Below are 16632 nucleotides of genomic sequence, written 5' to 3'. Positions count from 1 at the left end.
AAAGGAATTGAGCCCGTCATGATTCTGCCTTGGCTAATCCTGATCCCCTTCATCGGCGGCCTGCTGTGCTGGATGGGTGAGCGCTTCGGCGCTACCCTCCCCCGCTGGATTGCGCTGTTGACCATGACCCTGGAACTCGCTCTCGGCCTCTGGCTGTGGGCCCACGGTAACTATTCATTTGCTCCGGCGCCTGGCGCCGATCCGGTCTGGGCGCTTGAGTTCAAGCACATCTGGATCCAGCGCTTCGGCATCAGCGTGCACCTGGCCCTCGACGGCCTGTCGCTGCTGATGATCCTGCTGACCGGTTTGCTGGGTATCCTCTCGGTACTCTGCTCGTGGAAAGAGATCCAGCGTCACGTCGGTTTCTTCCACTTGAACCTGATGTGGATCCTGGGCGGTGTCGTCGGCGTGTTCCTCGCCCTCGACCTGTTCATGTTCTTCTTCTTCTGGGAAATGATGCTGGTGCCGATGTACTTCCTCATCGCGCTCTGGGGTCACAGTTCTTCGGACGGCAAGAAAACCCGGATCTACGCGGCGACCAAGTTCTTCATCTTCACCCAGGCTTCCGGCCTGATCATGTTGGTGGCGATCCTGGGTCTGGTGCTGGTCAACTTCAACAGCACCGGCGTGATCACGTTCAACTACGCCGACCTGCTGAAAACCAAGATGTCGCTCACCACCGAGTACATCCTGATGCTCGGCTTCTTCATCGCCTTCGCGGTGAAGCTGCCGGTCGTGCCGTTCCACTCCTGGTTGCCTGATGCTCACGCCCAGGCGCCAACCGCAGGTTCGGTCGACCTGGCCGGTATCCTGTTGAAGACGGCGGCTTACGGTCTGCTGCGTTTCGCCCTGCCGCTGTTCCCGAATGCCTCGGCCGAGTTCGCGCCGATCGCCATGACCCTCGGTCTGGTCGGGATCTTCTACGGTGCGTTCCTGGCCTTCGCCCAAACCGACATCAAGCGTCTGATCGCCTACTCCTCCGTTTCCCACATGGGTTTCGTGTTGATCGGCATCTACTCCGGCAGCCAACTGGCGCTGCAGGGCGCAGTGATGCAGATGCTGGCGCACGGTGTGTCGGCCGCTGCACTCTTTATCCTGAGTGGTCAGTTGTACGAACGCACCCACACCCGCGACATGCGTGAAATGGGTGGCCTGTGGTCGAAGATCGCTTACCTGCCGGCCATCAGCCTGTTCTTCGCCGCTGCTTCCCTGGGCTTGCCGGGTACCGGTAACTTCGTCGGTGAGTTCCTGATCCTGATCGGCACCTTCGCCGCTGCGCCGTGGATCACTGCGATCGCGACGTCGGGCCTGGTGTTCGGTTCGGTCTACTCGCTGATCATGATCCATCGTGCCTACTTCGGCCCGTCCAAGTCGGACGCGGTGCTGCATGGCATGGATGGTCGCGAACTGATCATGGTGGTCGGTCTGGCGGTACTGCTGATTTATATCGGCGTGTACCCGCAACCGTTCCTCGACACTTCTGCCGCGACGATGCATGGCGTGCAGCAGTGGCTCGGTACCGCCTTCACTCAACTCGCTTCGGCCCGGTAAGAGCGCTATGGAATTCACGACTCAACACTTTATCGCGCTCGCGCCGTTGTTGATCACCACCGCCACGATCATCGTGGTGATGCTGGCCATCGCCTGGCGCCGCAACCACTCGCAGACCTTCCTGATTTCCGTGGCGGGTTTGAACCTGGCGTTGCTGTCGATCCTGCCAGCCTTGAAAGTCGCGCCCCTGGCCGTGACACCGCTGCTGCAGATCGATAACTTCGCTTGCTTGTATATGGCGCTGATCCTGGTCGCCACCCTCGCTTGTGTGACCCTCGCCCACGCCTACCTCGGCGATGGCGGCACGGGTTACCCGGGCAACCGCGAAGAACTGTACCTGCTGATCCTGATGGCCGCCGCCGGTGGCCTGGTTCTGGTCAGCGCGCAACACCTGGCCGGGTTGTTCATCGGTCTGGAACTGTTGTCGGTGCCGGTCTACGGTCTGGTGGCTTATGCCTTCTTCAACAAGCGTTCGCTGGAAGCCGGTATCAAGTACATGGTGCTGTCGGCCGCCGGTTCGGCGTTCCTGTTGTTCGGTATGGCGCTGCTGTATGCCGACTCCGGCAGCCTGAGCTTCGTCGGTATCGGTCAAGCATTGGCCGCTACTGGCCTGCCAAGTTCCCTGGCGCAAATGGGCCTGGGCATGATGCTGATCGGCCTGGCGTTCAAGCTGTCGCTGGTACCGTTCCACCTCTGGACCCCGGACGTTTACGAAGGGGCTCCTGCGCCGGTTGCCGCGTTCCTCGCCACGGCTTCGAAAGTCGCCGTGTTTGCGGTGATGGTGCGTCTGTTCCAGATCTCCCCTGCTGCCAGCAGCGGTGTTCTGAGCGACGTGCTGACCATCATCGCCATCGCGTCGATCCTGTTCGGTAACCTGCTGGCACTGACCCAGAGCAACCTCAAGCGTCTGCTGGGTTACTCGTCCATCGCCCACTTCGGTTACCTGCTGATCGCCCTGGTGGCGAGCAAGGGTCTGGCCGTGGAAGCCATCGGCGTGTACCTGGTCACCTACGTGATCACCAGCCTCGGCGCGTTCGGCGTGATCACCCTGATGTCCTCGCCGTACAAAGGCCGGGACGCCGACGCCCTGTACGAATACCGCGGCCTGTTCTGGCGCCGTCCGTACCTGACCGCCGTACTGACCGTGATGATGCTGTCCCTGGCCGGTATCCCGCTGACCGCGGGCTTCATCGGCAAGTTCTACATCATCGCTACCGGCGTCGAGTCGCATCAATGGTGGCTGGTCGGTTCCCTGGTACTGGGCAGCGCCATCGGCGTCTTCTACTACCTGCGCGTGATGGTCACCCTGTACCTGATCGAGCCGAACCTGCGTCGCCACGATGCGCAACTGCACTGGGAACAAAAGGCAGGCGGCGTGATGCTGCTGGCCATCGCCGCACTGGCGTTCTTCCTTGGGCTGTATCCGCAGCCGTTGCTGGTCCTGGTTCAACAGGCCGGGTTGGCGGGTTGATCGCTTAAGCGATACGCGGTAGAAAACAGAAACGGCACCTTCGGGTGCCGTTTTTGCGTTTTAGGGTTTCAAGATCAAAAGATCGCAGCCTTTGGCAGCTCCTACAGAACGCACGCCGTCCCTATGTAGGAGCTGCCGCAGGCTGCGATCTTTTGATCTTATTGCTTTCCCCTCTTTCGGAAAATGCCTGCGTGGCAGTAGGCATCGGCTGACATCCGACTCAAGGCATTTGCCATTAACTTCGTTGATTGGATATCGACAGAGATCAAACAATGAAGCGTGATATTTTTGCCGAACTCATGGACGGTTTGGAGTTTCTTGCAAAGAATCGGCAACAACAGGTGATCAGTGTTTTTGAGGATAGGGTTCGAGCAGGAGAAGTCTGTTGCCTGTGCCGCAGCCTTCGCGAGCAAGCCCGCTCCAACAGTGGTTCGGGGTTGCTCACAAATAATGTGTTTGCCACGGATCCCTGTGGGAGCGGGCTTGCTCGCGAAGGCGGTCCATCAGCCACAAATAAAAACGGCACCTTTCGGTGCCGTTCGCCTTTCTCAGTACAGAAGCTTACTTACGCGCATCCGCCCACGATTTCAACAGTTCGGTGTAGCTAACCGTTTCACCTTTAGGCTTCTCATTCGCCAATTTAGGTTTCGGCGCCCCCGGTTGATCAAACCAATACTGCGCATCCCGTTCCGGGTTCATTTTCGGTCCGCACACCGGTTGCACCTTGGAGCGTTCGAGCCGCGTCATGATCGCGTCCTGGTCCTTGGCCAGGCCATCGAGCGCCTGTTGTGGGGTTTTCTCGCCGCTGGCGGCTTCGGCGATGTGGCTCCACCACAGTTGTGCCAGACGTGGATAGTCCGGCACGTTGGTCCCGGTCGGGGTCCATTGCACGCGGGCCGGGCTGCGGTAGAACTCGACCAGGCCACCCAGTTTCGGCGCCAGGTCGGTCATGGCTTGGGAGTTGATGTCCGACTCGCGAATCGGTGTCAGGCCGACAATGGTTTTCTTCAGGGACACGGTTTTCGAGGTCACGAACTGCGCGTACAGCCAGGCCGCGAGTTTTTGTTTTTCAGGCGTGGATTTGAGGAAGGTCCAGGAACCCACGTCCTGATAGCCCAGCTTCATGCCCTCTTCCCAATACGGGCCACGCGGCGATGGCGCCATGCGCCATTTCGGCGTGCCGTCGGTGTTCATCACCGGCAGGCCAGGCTTGGTCATGTCGGCGGTAAACGCGGTGTACCAGAAGATCTGCTGGGCGATGTTGCCTTGGGATGGCACCGGGCCGGATTCGGAGAAGGTCATGCCTGCCGCTTCCGGCGGCGCGTAGGCCTTGAGCCAGTCGACGTATTTCTGCGTGGCGAAGACCGCCGCCGGGCCGTTGGTGTCGCCGCCGCGAGTCACGCTGGAACCGACCGGGTGACAGTCCTCCACGCGAATCCCCCACTCGTCCACCGGCAAGCCATTGGGAATGCCCTTGTCGCCGCCACCGGCCATGGAGAACCAGGCATCGGTGAAACGCCAACCCAGGGACGGGTCTTTCTTGCCGTAGTCCATGTGCCCGTAGATGCGCTTGCCGTCGATTTCCTTGACGTCTTCGCTGAAGAACTTGGCGATGTCTTCATAAGCCGACCAGTTCACCGGTACGCCCAATTCGTAGCCGTATTTTTCCTTGAACTTGGCTTTGAGCTCCGGCCGTTCGAACCAGTCGGCGCGGAACCAGTAGAGGTTGGCGAACTGCTGGTCGGGCAGTTGATAGATCTTGCCGTCGGGCGCGGTGGTGAAGGAAATGCCGATGAAGTCCTTGATGTCCAGGGTCGGCGAGGTGAAATCCTTGCCTTCATTGGCCATCAGGTCGGTGATCGACTCGGTCTTGCCATAACGAAAGTGCGTACCGATCAGGTCCGAGTCGTTGACCCAGCCGTCGTAGATGCTCTTGTCCGACTGCATCACGGTCTGCAGCTTTTCCACCACGTCGCCTTCTTGCAGCAGGTCGTGGGTCAGCTTGATCCCGGTGATTTCAGTGAAGGCCTTGGCCAGCACCTTGGACTCGTATTCGTGAGTGGTCAGGGTTTCCGAGACGACCTTGATGTTCATCCCGCGAAACGGCTCAGCCGCCTTGATGAACCATTTCAATTCCGCGAGCTGTTGATCGGCCGTCAGGGTGGACGGCTTGAATTCGCTGCCGATCCACTTTTTCGCCGCGTCTTCGTAAGCATCGGCCCAGGCCGTCGCGCTCAAACCGCTGAGTGCCAGCAGGGCTGCCAATGAAATGCTATGTCGCAGCTTATTGTTTTTGTCGAACATAGAGACCTCCTGTTTAAGTTTCGGAGCAACTTTGCCGAGCGATTCGACTAGCCCCAACGCATCACAGCCAACAGCCACACCAGGGACAACGCGGACGCGACCCAGATGCTCCAGTCGGTGACGCCGATTACCAGCAGATGCAGGTAGGCGCTGCCGAGAAGACCGATAAATAAGCGATCGCCACGGGTGGTGGCAATCGGCAACAAACCCCGCCGCAGGATGCTCGGCGAACGCAATTCCCAAGTCGTCATGCCCACCAGAATCAGGCCTATGACGATGAAAAACACCGCTGTCGGGACCGTCCAGCTCATCCATTCCATCATCAGCTCCTCAGACCCGGCCCAGGGCAAAGCCCTTGGCCACGTGGTTGCGAACAAACCAGATCACCAGCATGCCCGGCAGGATGGTCAACACCCCCGCCGCCGCCAGCACGCCCCAGTCGATACCGGACGCAGAGACCGTGCGGGTCATTACCGCCGCGATCGGTTTGGCGTTGACCGAGGTCAGCGTGCGCGCCAGCAGCAGTTCGACCCAGGAAAACATGAAGCAGAAGAACGCCGTCACACCGATGCCCGAGCCAATCAACGGCACGAAAATCTTCACGAAGAACTTCGGAAAGCTGTAGCCATCAATGTAGGCGGTTTCGTCGATTTCCTTGGGAACCCCGGACATGAAGCCTTCCAGAATCCACACCGCCAGCGGCACGTTAAACAGGCAATGGGCCAAAGCCACGGCGATGTGGGTATCGAACAGGCCGATCGAGGAATACAGCTGGAAGAACGGCAGCAGGAACACCGCCGGCGGCGCCATGCGGTTGGTCAGCAGCCAGAAGAACAAGTGCTTGTCGCCGAGAAAGCGATACCGCGAGAACGCGTACGCCGCTGGCAACGCCACACTCAGCGAAATCACCGTGTTCAGACTCACGTAATACAGCGAGTTGAGGTAACCGGTGTACCAGGCCGGGTCGGTGAAGATCACCTTGTAGTTGGCCAGGGTGAAATCCTGCGGAAACAGCGTCAGCCCGCCGAGGATTTCGGTGTTGCTCTTGAAGGACATGTTCAGCAGCCAGTAGATCGGCACCAGCAGGAACAGGATGTAGATCAGCAGCGGAATGAGCTTTCTTTTACTCATGGCAGACCTCAGCGGTTGGCGTCAGAGTGAGTCATGGCCGTGTAGAACAGCCAGGACACCAACAGGATGATCAGGAAGTACACCAGCGAGAAAGCCGCCGCCGGGCCGAGGTCGAATTGCCCTACAGCCATCTGGGTCAAGGTCTGACTCAAGAAGGTCGTGGCATTCCCCGGACCACCGCCGGTGAGCACGAATGGCTCGGTGTAGATCATGAAGCTGTCCATGAAGCGCAACATCACGGCGATCAGCAGCACGCTCTTGAGTTTGGGCAACTGGATATGGCGGAACACCGCCCAGGCCGACGCCCGATCAATCCGCGCCGCCTGGTAGTACACGTCCGGAATCGCCCGCAGACCGGAGAAGCACAGCAGCGCCACCAGCGAGGTCCAGTGCCAGACGTCCATCACCAACACGGTGACCCAGGCGTCCATGGTGTTGGACGCATAGTTGTAGTTCATGCCCATCGCATTGAGGCTGGAACCGAGCAAACCGATGTCCGCGCGGCCGAAGATCTGCCAAATGGTGCCGACCACGTTCCACGGGATCAGCAGCGGAATCGCCAGGATGATCAGTACCAGCGACGACCAGCGGCCCTTGGTCGGCATGGTCAGGGCGATGCCGATGCCCAGGGGGATTTCGATCAGCAGCACGCAGCCGGAATAGATGAACTGCCGCAGCAGCGAGTCGTGCAGCCGTGGATCGAGCAGCACCTGTTTGTACCAGTCGGCGCCGACGAAGTAGCGGCTGGACTGGTCGAAGATGTCCTGCACCGAGTAATTGACCACGGTCATCATCGGGATCACCGCACTGAATGCCACCAGCAGGAACACCGGCAACACCAGCCACCAGGCCTTGTTGTTCTGCACCTTGTTCATGGCTGCACCTCCAGTAGGTAATCGTCGGCATAGACCATCAACCACTGCGCCGGAAAACTGATATACGCCGTGCCTTCGGGCACCGGTTTGTCTTCGGCCAGGCGCACTTTCAGCGGTGCACCGTCGAGGTTGAGGGTCATGATCTTGTAGGTGCCGAGGTCTTCGATGTGTACGACCTGTGCCTGCATCGCGTCATCAAATGGCTCGTCCCACACGTGGACGAACTCCGGGCGGATGCCGACCTTCAGGGTTTTCCACGGTTTGTCGGCGATTTGTTGCTGCATCGCGTCGGAAAGCGGCAAGTGCGTCGAAGCGAACCCGACACCGCCGGGCTGCGGCTGCACATCGATCAGGTTCATCCCCGGGCTGCCGATGAAATAGCCGACAAAGGTGTGGCTCGGCCGTTCGAACAGTTCCCGTGGCGTGCCGAACTGCACGATCTGCCCGCCGTACATCACCGCGATCTTGTCGGCAAAGGTCGAGGCTTCGAGCTGATCGTGGGTGACGTAGACCATGGTGATGTTGAACTGCTCGTGGATCTGCTTGAGCTTGCGTCGCAGCTTCCACTTCAGGTGCGGGTCGATCACCGTCAGCGGCTCATCGAACAGGATCGCCGACACGTCATCGCGCACCAGGCCACGGCCCATGGAGACTTTCTGTTTTTCGTCGGCGGTGAGGTTACGGGCCTTTTTGCTCAGCAGCGCCTGGAGGTCGAGGACCTCGGCAATTTCCTGCACCTTGCTGTGAATTTTCGCCTCGTTCATGCCCTGGTTTCGCAGCGGAAACGCCAGGTTATCGAACACGGTCATGGTGTCGTAGACCACCGGAAACTGGAACACCTGGGCGATGTTGCGCTTCTCCGGGGTCAGGTCGTTCACGACTTTGCCGTCAAACAGCACCTGGCCCTGGGACGGGCTGAGCAACCCGGAAATGATGTTAAGCAAGGTCGACTTGCCGCAGCCCGACGGTCCGAGCAAGGCGTAGGCCCCACCCTGTTCCCAGACGTGGTCCATCTCGCGAATCGCGTAATCCTCGGGGCCGCTTGGCGTGCGGGTGTAGCTGTGGGCGAGGTTCTGCAAACGGATTTCGGCCATCAGGCAACCCTCGCGATACGGCGACCGGGCGCCTGGACCAGCCGCCCCTGCATATCGAACACAAACAGTTTATGGGTCGGGATATAGATGCGAATCGGCGCATCGACGTCGTATTCGTGGACGCCCGGCAAGTGCAGCACCAACAGGAAATGCTCGTTGCGCACATGCAGGAAAGTTTCCGAACCGCTGATCTCGGCCACCTCGACGGTCACCGCCAGTTCCAGGTCGTCGTCGTTACTCGGCACCAGCGAGATATGGCTCGGGCGCACGCCAAACCGGAACTCGCCCTCGCCCACCGGGCGCAGATCGACGTTCAACGGGAAGTGCACGAAATTGGCGAAACTGACTTCGTTGCCGGCAATACACCCCGGCATCAGGTTGATCGGCGGCTCGGAAAACAACTCCGCCGCCAGCACCGTTTGCGGCTGGTGATAGACCTCGGAGGACTTGCCGCTCTGGATCACCCGGCCTTCGTGGAGAATGGTGGTGGTGCCGCCCAGCGCCAGGGCTTCGTTGGGTTCGGTGGTGGCGTAGATGGCGATGGTGTGCCGCGCCTTGAACAGCTCGCGCATTTCCTGGCGCAGTTCTTCGCGCAGTTTGTAGTCGAGGTTGACCAGCGGTTCGTCGAACAGGATCAGCTCGGCATCCTTGACCAGCGCCCGGGCCATGGCCGTACGTTGTTGCTGGCCGCCGGACAGTTCCAGCGGATGGCGCTGGAGAAACTTCTCGATGCGCAGCATCTTCGCGGTTTCCAGCACTTTGCTCTGGATCAGTTCGTTGGAAACCCCGCCCTGACGCAACGGCGAGGCGATGTTCTCGAACACCGTCATGGTCGGGTAGTTGATGAACTGCTGATAAACCATCGATACGTTGCGCAGCCGCACCGGGCGCTGGGTGACGTCGACGCCGTTCATCAGGATGCGCCCGCTGTCGGGCTTGTCCAGGCCGGCCATCAGGCGCATCAGGCTGGTTTTGCCGGACAGGGTGCGGCCGAGCAAAACGTTGAAGGATCCGGGTTCGAAAACAAGGCACGCATCGTCGATCCAGGTCTGGCCCTCGACGGTACGGCTGACGTGCTCCAGGGTGAGTGACATGGCTCGGCCTTTTTTATTATTTGGAGTCAAGCGACCGTAGCGATAGAGCGACATTCGTGCCAGAAAACACAAGTCTTTGATCGGGCTTGAAAAACCTGCGAAAGCGCGGAAAACCGCGTTCGTTGCTGAACAGAAATGAACAATCGCGACTGAACAATTGAACAGTTCGACGGTTGACAATGAACAATAGTGAACAACAATCTACGGATGCTTTTACTGCGAGAAATCCCGAATTGCGCACGTCCTTGTAGCAGCTGCCGAAGGCTGCGTTCGGCGACGCAGTCGTCGTAAAGTCAGGCGCCACTGTGTGTCAGGATGACCGCGAATACAGGTTTTACGACGACTTCGTCGCCGAACGCAGGCTTCGCCAGCTGCTACAGGATCGCCTCAAGCCGTAGCAACCTGTAAAAAAGCACAATGCGTTTACCCATAACAAAAACAATAAAAGCTTTGCTCAGAGATCGACTGCCATGGCCGTACCTGCCTCGCCGCTCTCCCACGACGCCATCATCCAGGACTCCTGGTCCCGTTGCCGCGCGTTCGGTCTCAACCATCACAGCGTGCCGACCTTCGACCAGCTGCCGGCCGACGGCATCGCACAATTGCTGGAGAGCCAGCATTCCCTGGTGCAGACCACCCATCAGGAAGTTCTGCCGTATTACGAGAACATCCTGAGCAACTCCAATTGCCTGATCATGCTCGCCGACAACCAGGGCCAGGTGCTCACCTCCTGGGGCACCCAGCGCTTTATCGAACCGAGCCTGACCCGTGGCTTCAGCGCCGGCGCCAGTTGGATGGAGCGTTGCAGCGGCACCAATGCCATCGGCACCGCCCTGGCCTGCGAGCAGGCGGTGCATATCGAGCACGATGAACACTTTCTGAAAGCCAACCGCTTTATGACGGGGTCTGCCGCGCCGATTTTCGATGCCGAGCGCAAGGTCATCGCCGTGCTCGATGTGTCCAGCGACAGCTACCTGCCGCCGTCCCACACGCTCGGCATGGTCAAGATGATGAGCCAGACCGTGGAAAACCGGCTGATCCTCAACCTGTTCCATGGCCAGCATTTTCAACTGACCTTCAACACCGGGCTGAACAACCTCGACAGCCAATGGGCCGGGTTGCTGATTTTCGATGAGACCGGGCAAGTGCTGTCGGCCAATCGCCGGGCTGATAATTTGCTGGGGATCAGTCTGTCCCGGGTCAGTGTCGAGAGCTTGTTCAAGGTGTCGCTGCTGGAGTTGCTGAACCAACCCGATGGCTTGCCATTTGCCCTGCAAGCCTCCGGGCGTAACCGTTTCCAGTGTTTGTTGAAGCGGCCGAAGCAGGCGCCGATTCAGGCGCGGGTGTTTGCAGAACCCCGCGTTGCAACGCCAACAGCGATCAGCCTGAACACCCTGCACTTCGGCGACAGTCGCGTGGAAAAAGCCGTACGCCAGGCCGAGCGCTTGCTGGAGAAAGACATTCCGCTGCTGATCCACGGCGAAACCGGAGTCGGCAAGGAAGTCTTCGTCAAAGCCCTGCACCAGGCCAGCTCCCGCAACAAACAACCCTTCATCGCCGTCAACTGTGCAGCGATCCCCGCCGAACTGGTCGAGTCGGAGCTGTTTGGCTACGAGAAAGGCGCATTCACCGGCGCGAACCAGAAAGGCAGCATCGGCCTGATTCGCAAGGCTGATAAAGGCACCCTGTTCCTCGATGAAATCGGCGACATGCCGCTGCCGACTCAGGCGCGGTTGTTAAGGGTTTTGCAGGAACGTTGCGTGCAGCCGGTGGGCAGCAGCGAGTTGTTCCCGGTCGACATTCGCATTATTTCGGCGACCAACCGTTCGTTGCGCGAACAGGTGCAGCTCGGACGGTTCAGGGAAGATCTGTATTACCGGATCGGCGGTTTAACGCTAGAGCTGCCGCCATTACGGGAACGCAGCGACAAACAGGCACTGTTCAAACGGTTGTGGGAGCAACACCGCGAGCCGTCGCAATGGGCCGGGTTGAGCCGTGAAGTCATGGAATTGTTCGGCCGTCATCCATGGCCGGGGAATCTGAGGCAGGTCAGCAGCGTGATGCAGGTCGCGTTGGCCATGGCCGAGGAGCAACCGGTGCGGCCCGAGCATTTGCCGGATGATTTTTTTGTCGATCTGGAGATGGAGCCGGTGGAGACGCCGGAGCCATTGGCGGTGGATTTGAATGATGCCGAAGATTTAAATCGGTTGTTGCAGGCGGCCGGGGGGAATATCTCGCATTTGGCCCGTAGGTTAGGCGTTAGCCGAAACACTTTGTACAAACGTCTGCGGCAGTGATCGTTCCCACGCTCCGCGTGGGAATGCAGCCCGGGACGCTCCGCGTCCCTTCCAAAGCCGAACGCGGAGCGTCCGTGGAGGCATTCCCACGCAGAGCGTGGGAACGATCAGTGAGGCAAGCGCAGCGATCAGTCAGCCAAACGCCAGGTCGTGCCGCCCTTGCCGTCTTCCAGCACCACGCCCATGGCGGTGAGCTGGTCGCGGATGCGGTCGGATTCGGCCCAGTCTTTGCCGGCACGAGCCGCCAGACGCGCAGCAATCAGCGCATCGACTTGCGCCGCATCAACCCGCCCTTCAGCGCCGGCCTGCAGGAAGTCATCCGCCTCAAGCTGCAACACACCCAAAACGCTGGCCAGTTCTTTCAAGCGAGCCGCCAGACCCGCCGCCGCATTGAGATCGCTCTCACGCAGACGGTTGATCTCGCGAACCATCTCGAACAGCACCGCGCACGCTTCCGGCGTGCCGAAGTCGTCGTTCATCACCTGGGTGAAGCGCTCGACAAAGGCATCACCGCCAGCAGGCGCGACGTTCGGCAGGCCTTTCAACGCGTGGTAGAAACGCTCGAGTGCGCCCTTGGCGTCCTTGAGGTTGTCTTCCGAGTAGTTGATCGCGCTGCGGTAGTGGCTCGACACCAGCAGGTAACGCACGACTTCCGGGTGGTACTTTTCCAGCACGTCGCGAATGGTGAAGAAGTTGTTCAAGGACTTGGACATCTTCTCGCCATTGATGCGAATCATGCCGCAATGCATCCACGCGTTGGCGTAGGTCTTGCCGGTGGCCGCTTCGCTCTGGGCGATTTCGTTTTCATGGTGCGGGAACTCAAGGTCGCTGCCGCCGCCATGAATGTCGAAGGTCTCGCCCAGGCAGCAAGTCGACATCACCGAGCATTCGATGTGCCAGCCCGGACGACCGTCGCCCCACGGCGATGGCCAGCTCGGCTCGCCCGGCTTGGCGCCTTTCCACAGCACGAAGTCCAGCGGGTCCTGTTTCGACTCGTCGACTTCGATCCGCGCGCCGATGCGCAGGTCTTCGATCTTCTTGCGCGACAACTTGCCGTAGCCCATGAACTTGGCTACGCGGTAGTACACGTCGCCATTGCCCGGGGCGTAGGCGTAACCCTTGTCGATCAGGGTCTGGATCATGGTCTGCATGCCAGCGATGTGGTCGGTGGCCCGCGGTTCCATATCCGGCTTGAGAATGTTGAGGCGCGCCTCGTCCTCGTGCATCGCGGTGATCATGCGCTCGGTCAGCACGTCGAACGGCTCGCCGTTCTCCTTGGCCCGATTGATGATCTTGTCTTCAATGTCGGTGATGTTGCGCACATAGGTCAGGTTATAACCGCTGAAACGCAACCAACGGGTGATCAGGTCAAACGCGACCATGCTGCGGCCGTGGCCAATGTGGCAGTAGTCGTACACGGTCATCCCGCAGACGTACATGCGCACATTGTTGCCATCCAGCGGCTTGAACACTTCTTTGCTCTTGGTGAGCGTGTTGTAGATCGTTAGCACTTTAGTTGTTTCCTTGAATCACTGGCCCCACGAATCACGCAAGGTCACGGTACGGTTGAAGACCGGAGCGCCCGGTTTCGAGTCCTTGATATCCGCGCAGAAGTAACCTTCGCGCTCGAACTGGAAACGGTCTTCCGGCTGTGCATTGCCCAGCGAAGGCTCCGCACGACAACCCGTGAGAACTTGCAGCGATTGAGGGTTGATGTTGTCCAGGAAACTGGCGCTGTCTTCCGCCTTTTCAGGGTTCGGCGAGCGGAACAGGCGATCGTACAAACGCACTTCGCACTCGACGCTGGCCGCTGCCGGCACCCAATGCACCACGCCTTTGACCTTGCGGCCTTCAGGGTTCTTGCCCAAGGTTTCCGGATCGTAGGAGCAACGCAGTTCGACGATGTTGCCATCGGCGTCCTTGATTGCTTCGTCGGCGCGGATCACGTAGCTGCCACGCAGGCGCACTTCGCCGTTCGGCTCCAGGCGCTTGTAGCCTTTTGGCGGCTCTTCCATGAAGTCATCGTGGTCGATGTAGATTTCACGGGCGAACGGCAGTTGGCGCACGCCCAGTTCTTCTTTCTGCGGATGACGCGGCAGTTCGAGGTTCTCGACCTGATCTTCCGGGTAGTTGGTGATCACCACTTTCAACGGACGCAGCACGCACATGGCGCGCGGAGCGTTCTGGTCCAGATCCTGACGGATGCTGAACTCGAGCATGCCGAAATCGACCACGCCGTCGGAACGGTTGGTGCCGACCATGTCGCAGAAATTGCGGATCGACGCAGGGGTGTAGCCACGGCGGCGGAAGCCCGACAGCGTGGACATGCGCGGATCGTCCCAGCCGAACACGTGCTTTTCATCGACCAGTTGCTTGAGCTTGCGCTTGCTGGTGATGGTGTAGTTCAGGTTCAGGCGGCTGAATTCGTACTGACGCGGGTGCGCCGGCACTGGCAAAGCGTCCAGGAACCAGTCGTACAGCGGACGGTGGCTTTCGAACTCGAGGGTGCAGATCGAGTGGGTGATGCCTTCGATGGCGTCCGACTGACCGTGGGTGAAGTCGTAGTTCGGGTAGATGCACCACTTGTCACCGGTCTGGTGGTGATGGGCGTGGCGGATGCGATACATGATCGGGTCGCGCAGGTTCATGTTCGGCGAGGCCATGTCGATCTTGGCCCGCAGCACACGTGCGCCGTCCTGGAATTCGCCGGCCTTCATGCGGGCGAACCAGTCGAGGTTTTCTTCCACGGAACGGTCACGGAACGGGCTGTTCTTGCCCGGCTCGGTCAGGGTGCCGCGGTATTCCTTGGCTTGCTCCGGGCTCAGGTCATCGACGTAGGCCTTGCCGGCCTTGATCAGCTCGACGGCCCAGTCGTGCAACTGGTCGAAATACTGCGAGGCGTAGCGCACTTCACCGGACCATTCGAAGCCCAGCCATTTGATGTCGCTTTCGATCGCGTCGATGTATTCCTGGTCTTCCTTGGCCGGGTTGGTGTCGTCGAAACGCAGGTGCGTGACGCCGCCAAATTCCTGGGCCAGGCCGAAGTTCACGCAAATCGACTTGGCGTGACCGATGTGCAGGTAGCCGTTGGGCTCAGGCGGGAAACGGGTGACGATCTGCGTGTGCTTACCCGAGTCCAGGTCCGCCTGGATGATCGGGCGCAGGAAATTGACCGGCACAGCAGGGCCGGTCTTGGAATTCGAGGTAGGGTCGACAGTGGGCTTGCTCATAGGATCCTTGAACGTACGAGTGCGCGGCCGGAACTAAAGGCCTGACAAAACAAAGCCGCTATCATAGCCGATGCTGTCAAGCCGCTGACAGCGGCAGGCCTGAAAACGGCTGCATTTAATCGGCTGCAAATGAAAAACAGCCTCGAAATTCGCGCCTGTCGCGCTAAACTGCGCACCTTGGTTGAGACAGACCAGACCGGTTGCGGGCTCTGATGCCCCGAAACCCACGAATTCATAGAAAGAGTACGATCATGACCCAAGTCAAATTGACCACCAACCATGGCGACATCGTCCTGGAACTGAACGCTGAAAAGGCACCGGTGACCGTTGCCAACTTCATCGAATACGTCAAGGCCGGCCACTACGAAAACACCGTTTTCCACCGCGTGATCGGTAACTTCATGATCCAGGGCGGCGGTTTCGAGCCAGGCATGAAAGAAAAGAAAGACAAGCGCCCAAGCATCCAGAACGAAGCCGACAACGGCCTGCCGAACGAGAAGTACACCGTGGCCATGGCTCGCACCATGGAGCCGCATTCGGCTTCCGCGCAGTTCTTCATCAACGTGGCTGACAACAGCTTCCTGAACCACAGCGCCAAAACCACCCAGGGCTGGGGCTACGCTGTCTTCGCCAAAGTGGTTTCCGGCACTGAAGTCGTGGACAAGATCAAAGGTGTTTCCACCACCATGAAGTCCGGCCACCAGGACGTACCAGCAGAAGACGTGATCATCGAGAAAGCCGAGATCATCGAAGCGTGATACTGCTGATTTCAGACTTGCATCTGGAAGAGGAGCGCCCGGACATTACCCGGGCGTTTCTGGATTTACTCGCCGGACGCGCCCGCTCGGCGAGTGCGCTGTACATCCTGGGCGACTTTTTCGAGGCGTGGATTGGCGACGATGCCATGACACCCTTCCAGCGTTCCATCTGCCAGGCCCTGCGCGATCTCAGCGACAGCGGCACGGCCATTTTTCTGATGCACGGCAATCGTGACTTCATGCTCGGCAAGGCCTTTTGCAAACAGGCCGGCTGCACATTATTGAAGGACCCGAGTGTCGTGCAGCTCGCGGGCGAGCCGGTGCTCTTGATGCACGGCGACAGCCTCTGCACCCGCGATGTCGGCTATATGAAGCTGCGTCGCTACCTGCGTAATCCCGTCACCCTGTTCATCCTGCGACACCTGCCATTGAGCACCCGGCACAAACTGGCGCGCAAACTGCGCAGTGAAAGCCGGGCGCAGACGCGGATGAAGGCCAATGACATTGTCGATGTCACGCCCGAGGAAGTGCCGCGGATCATGCAGGAATATGGCGTGAAGACGCTGATCCATGGGCATACCCATCGCCCCGCAATCCACAAGTTGCAGATTGGCGAGCAGGCGGCCAAGCGCATTGTGTTGGGGGATTGGGATCGTCAGGGGTGGGCGTTGCAGGTGGATGAGCAAGGGTTTGCCCTCGCCCCGTTCAACTTCGCTCCGCCACCGCAATTGGCCGCCCCTTCTGCCTGATCGTGGCCTGATCATTCCCACGCTCCGCGTGGGAATGCAGCCCGGGACGCTCCGCGTTCCCTCCAAAGCCGAACACGG

General features: G+C 59.6%; 13 protein-coding genes. 5 read left to right on the top strand and 8 right to left on the bottom strand.

Annotation, left to right across the window (positions count from 1 at the left end):
- Positions 1-18: 18 nt before the first annotated feature.
- Both nuoM and nuoN read left to right on the top strand, forming a co-directional pair.
- Positions 19-1551 carry an NADH-quinone oxidoreductase subunit M gene (gene nuoM, locus HKK53_RS31715; protein ID WP_123403083.1) on the top strand — a complete coding sequence of 511 codons (1533 nt, stop codon included), beginning with the start codon at positions 19-21 and terminating at the stop codon, positions 1549-1551.
- Between the two features lie 7 nt (positions 1552-1558).
- The gene (gene nuoN, locus HKK53_RS31710; protein WP_123403085.1) at positions 1559-3022 is read left to right on the top strand and encodes an NADH-quinone oxidoreductase subunit NuoN; all 1464 of its coding nucleotides are present in this window, start codon (positions 1559-1561) and stop codon (positions 3020-3022) included.
- A gap of 561 nt (positions 3023-3583) precedes the next feature.
- On the opposite strand, the gene HKK53_RS31705 is transcribed toward nuoN, so the two are convergent.
- From HKK53_RS31705 to HKK53_RS31680, 6 genes are read right to left on the bottom strand one after another with little or no spacing between them, the layout of a single operon-like run.
- The gene (locus tag HKK53_RS31705) at positions 3584-5326 is read right to left on the bottom strand and encodes an ABC transporter substrate-binding protein (protein ID WP_169374026.1); all 1743 of its coding nucleotides are present in this window, start codon (positions 5324-5326) and stop codon (positions 3584-3586) included.
- 47 nt (positions 5327-5373) lie between these two features.
- Entirely contained in the window at positions 5374-5646 is a 273-nt protein-coding gene (locus HKK53_RS31700) for a DUF2160 domain-containing protein (protein WP_033049407.1), read from the bottom strand.
- A gap of 10 nt (positions 5647-5656) precedes the next feature.
- Positions 5657-6457, bottom strand: coding sequence for a carbohydrate ABC transporter permease (locus HKK53_RS31695; RefSeq protein WP_169374025.1), 801 nt, complete (start codon positions 6455-6457; stop codon positions 5657-5659).
- Between the two features lie 8 nt (positions 6458-6465).
- On the bottom strand, positions 6466-7332 hold the full coding sequence (locus tag HKK53_RS31690) for a carbohydrate ABC transporter permease (protein ID WP_169374024.1): 867 nt from the start codon (positions 7330-7332) through the stop codon (positions 6466-6468).
- Positions 7329-8426 carry an ABC transporter ATP-binding protein gene (locus tag HKK53_RS31685; RefSeq protein ID WP_169374023.1) on the bottom strand — a complete coding sequence of 366 codons (1098 nt, stop codon included), beginning with the start codon at positions 8424-8426 and terminating at the stop codon, positions 7329-7331. The genes HKK53_RS31690 and HKK53_RS31685 overlap by 4 nt, the downstream gene beginning before the upstream one ends.
- Entirely contained in the window at positions 8426-9520 is a 1095-nt protein-coding gene (locus HKK53_RS31680) for an ABC transporter ATP-binding protein (RefSeq protein ID WP_169374022.1), read from the bottom strand. The genes HKK53_RS31685 and HKK53_RS31680 overlap by 1 nt, the downstream gene beginning before the upstream one ends.
- 470 nt (positions 9521-9990) lie before the next feature.
- Here HKK53_RS31680 and HKK53_RS31675 point away from each other — a divergent pair, with 470 nt between their 5' ends.
- A complete protein-coding gene (locus HKK53_RS31675) occupies positions 9991-11817 on the top strand; it encodes a sigma-54-dependent Fis family transcriptional regulator (RefSeq protein ID WP_169374021.1) in 1827 nt (608 codons plus the stop codon).
- 128 nt (positions 11818-11945) lie between these two features.
- On the opposite strand, the gene cysS is transcribed toward HKK53_RS31675, so the two are convergent.
- Positions 11946-13328, bottom strand: coding sequence for a cysteine--tRNA ligase (gene cysS / locus HKK53_RS31670; RefSeq protein ID WP_169374020.1), 1383 nt, complete (start codon positions 13326-13328; stop codon positions 11946-11948).
- Between the two features lie 18 nt (positions 13329-13346).
- Positions 13347-15047 carry a glutamine--tRNA ligase/YqeY domain fusion protein gene (locus tag HKK53_RS31665; protein ID WP_123508903.1) on the bottom strand — a complete coding sequence of 567 codons (1701 nt, stop codon included), beginning with the start codon at positions 15045-15047 and terminating at the stop codon, positions 13347-13349.
- Positions 15048-15298: 251 nt separating this feature from the next.
- On the opposite strand from HKK53_RS31665, the gene HKK53_RS31660 reads away from it, so the two are divergent.
- Together HKK53_RS31660 and lpxH are read left to right on the top strand one after the other, a co-directional pair.
- Positions 15299-15805, top strand: a complete 507-nt coding sequence (locus tag HKK53_RS31660; protein WP_169374019.1) for a peptidylprolyl isomerase — start codon at positions 15299-15301, stop codon at positions 15803-15805.
- Positions 15802-16554: a UDP-2,3-diacylglucosamine diphosphatase gene (gene lpxH, locus HKK53_RS31655; RefSeq protein ID WP_169374018.1), complete on the top strand. Its 753-nt coding sequence runs from the start codon at positions 15802-15804 to the stop codon at positions 16552-16554. Before HKK53_RS31660 ends, lpxH begins: the two co-directional genes overlap by 4 nt.
- Positions 16555-16632 lie beyond the last annotated feature (78 nt).

This window comes from Pseudomonas sp. ADAK7 (genome assembly GCF_012935675.1).
GTDB lineage: Bacteria > Pseudomonadota > Gammaproteobacteria > Pseudomonadales > Pseudomonadaceae > Aquipseudomonas.
Note: the sequence above shows the minus strand (reverse complement) of the source record. Positions and strands in the feature narration are given on the sequence as shown.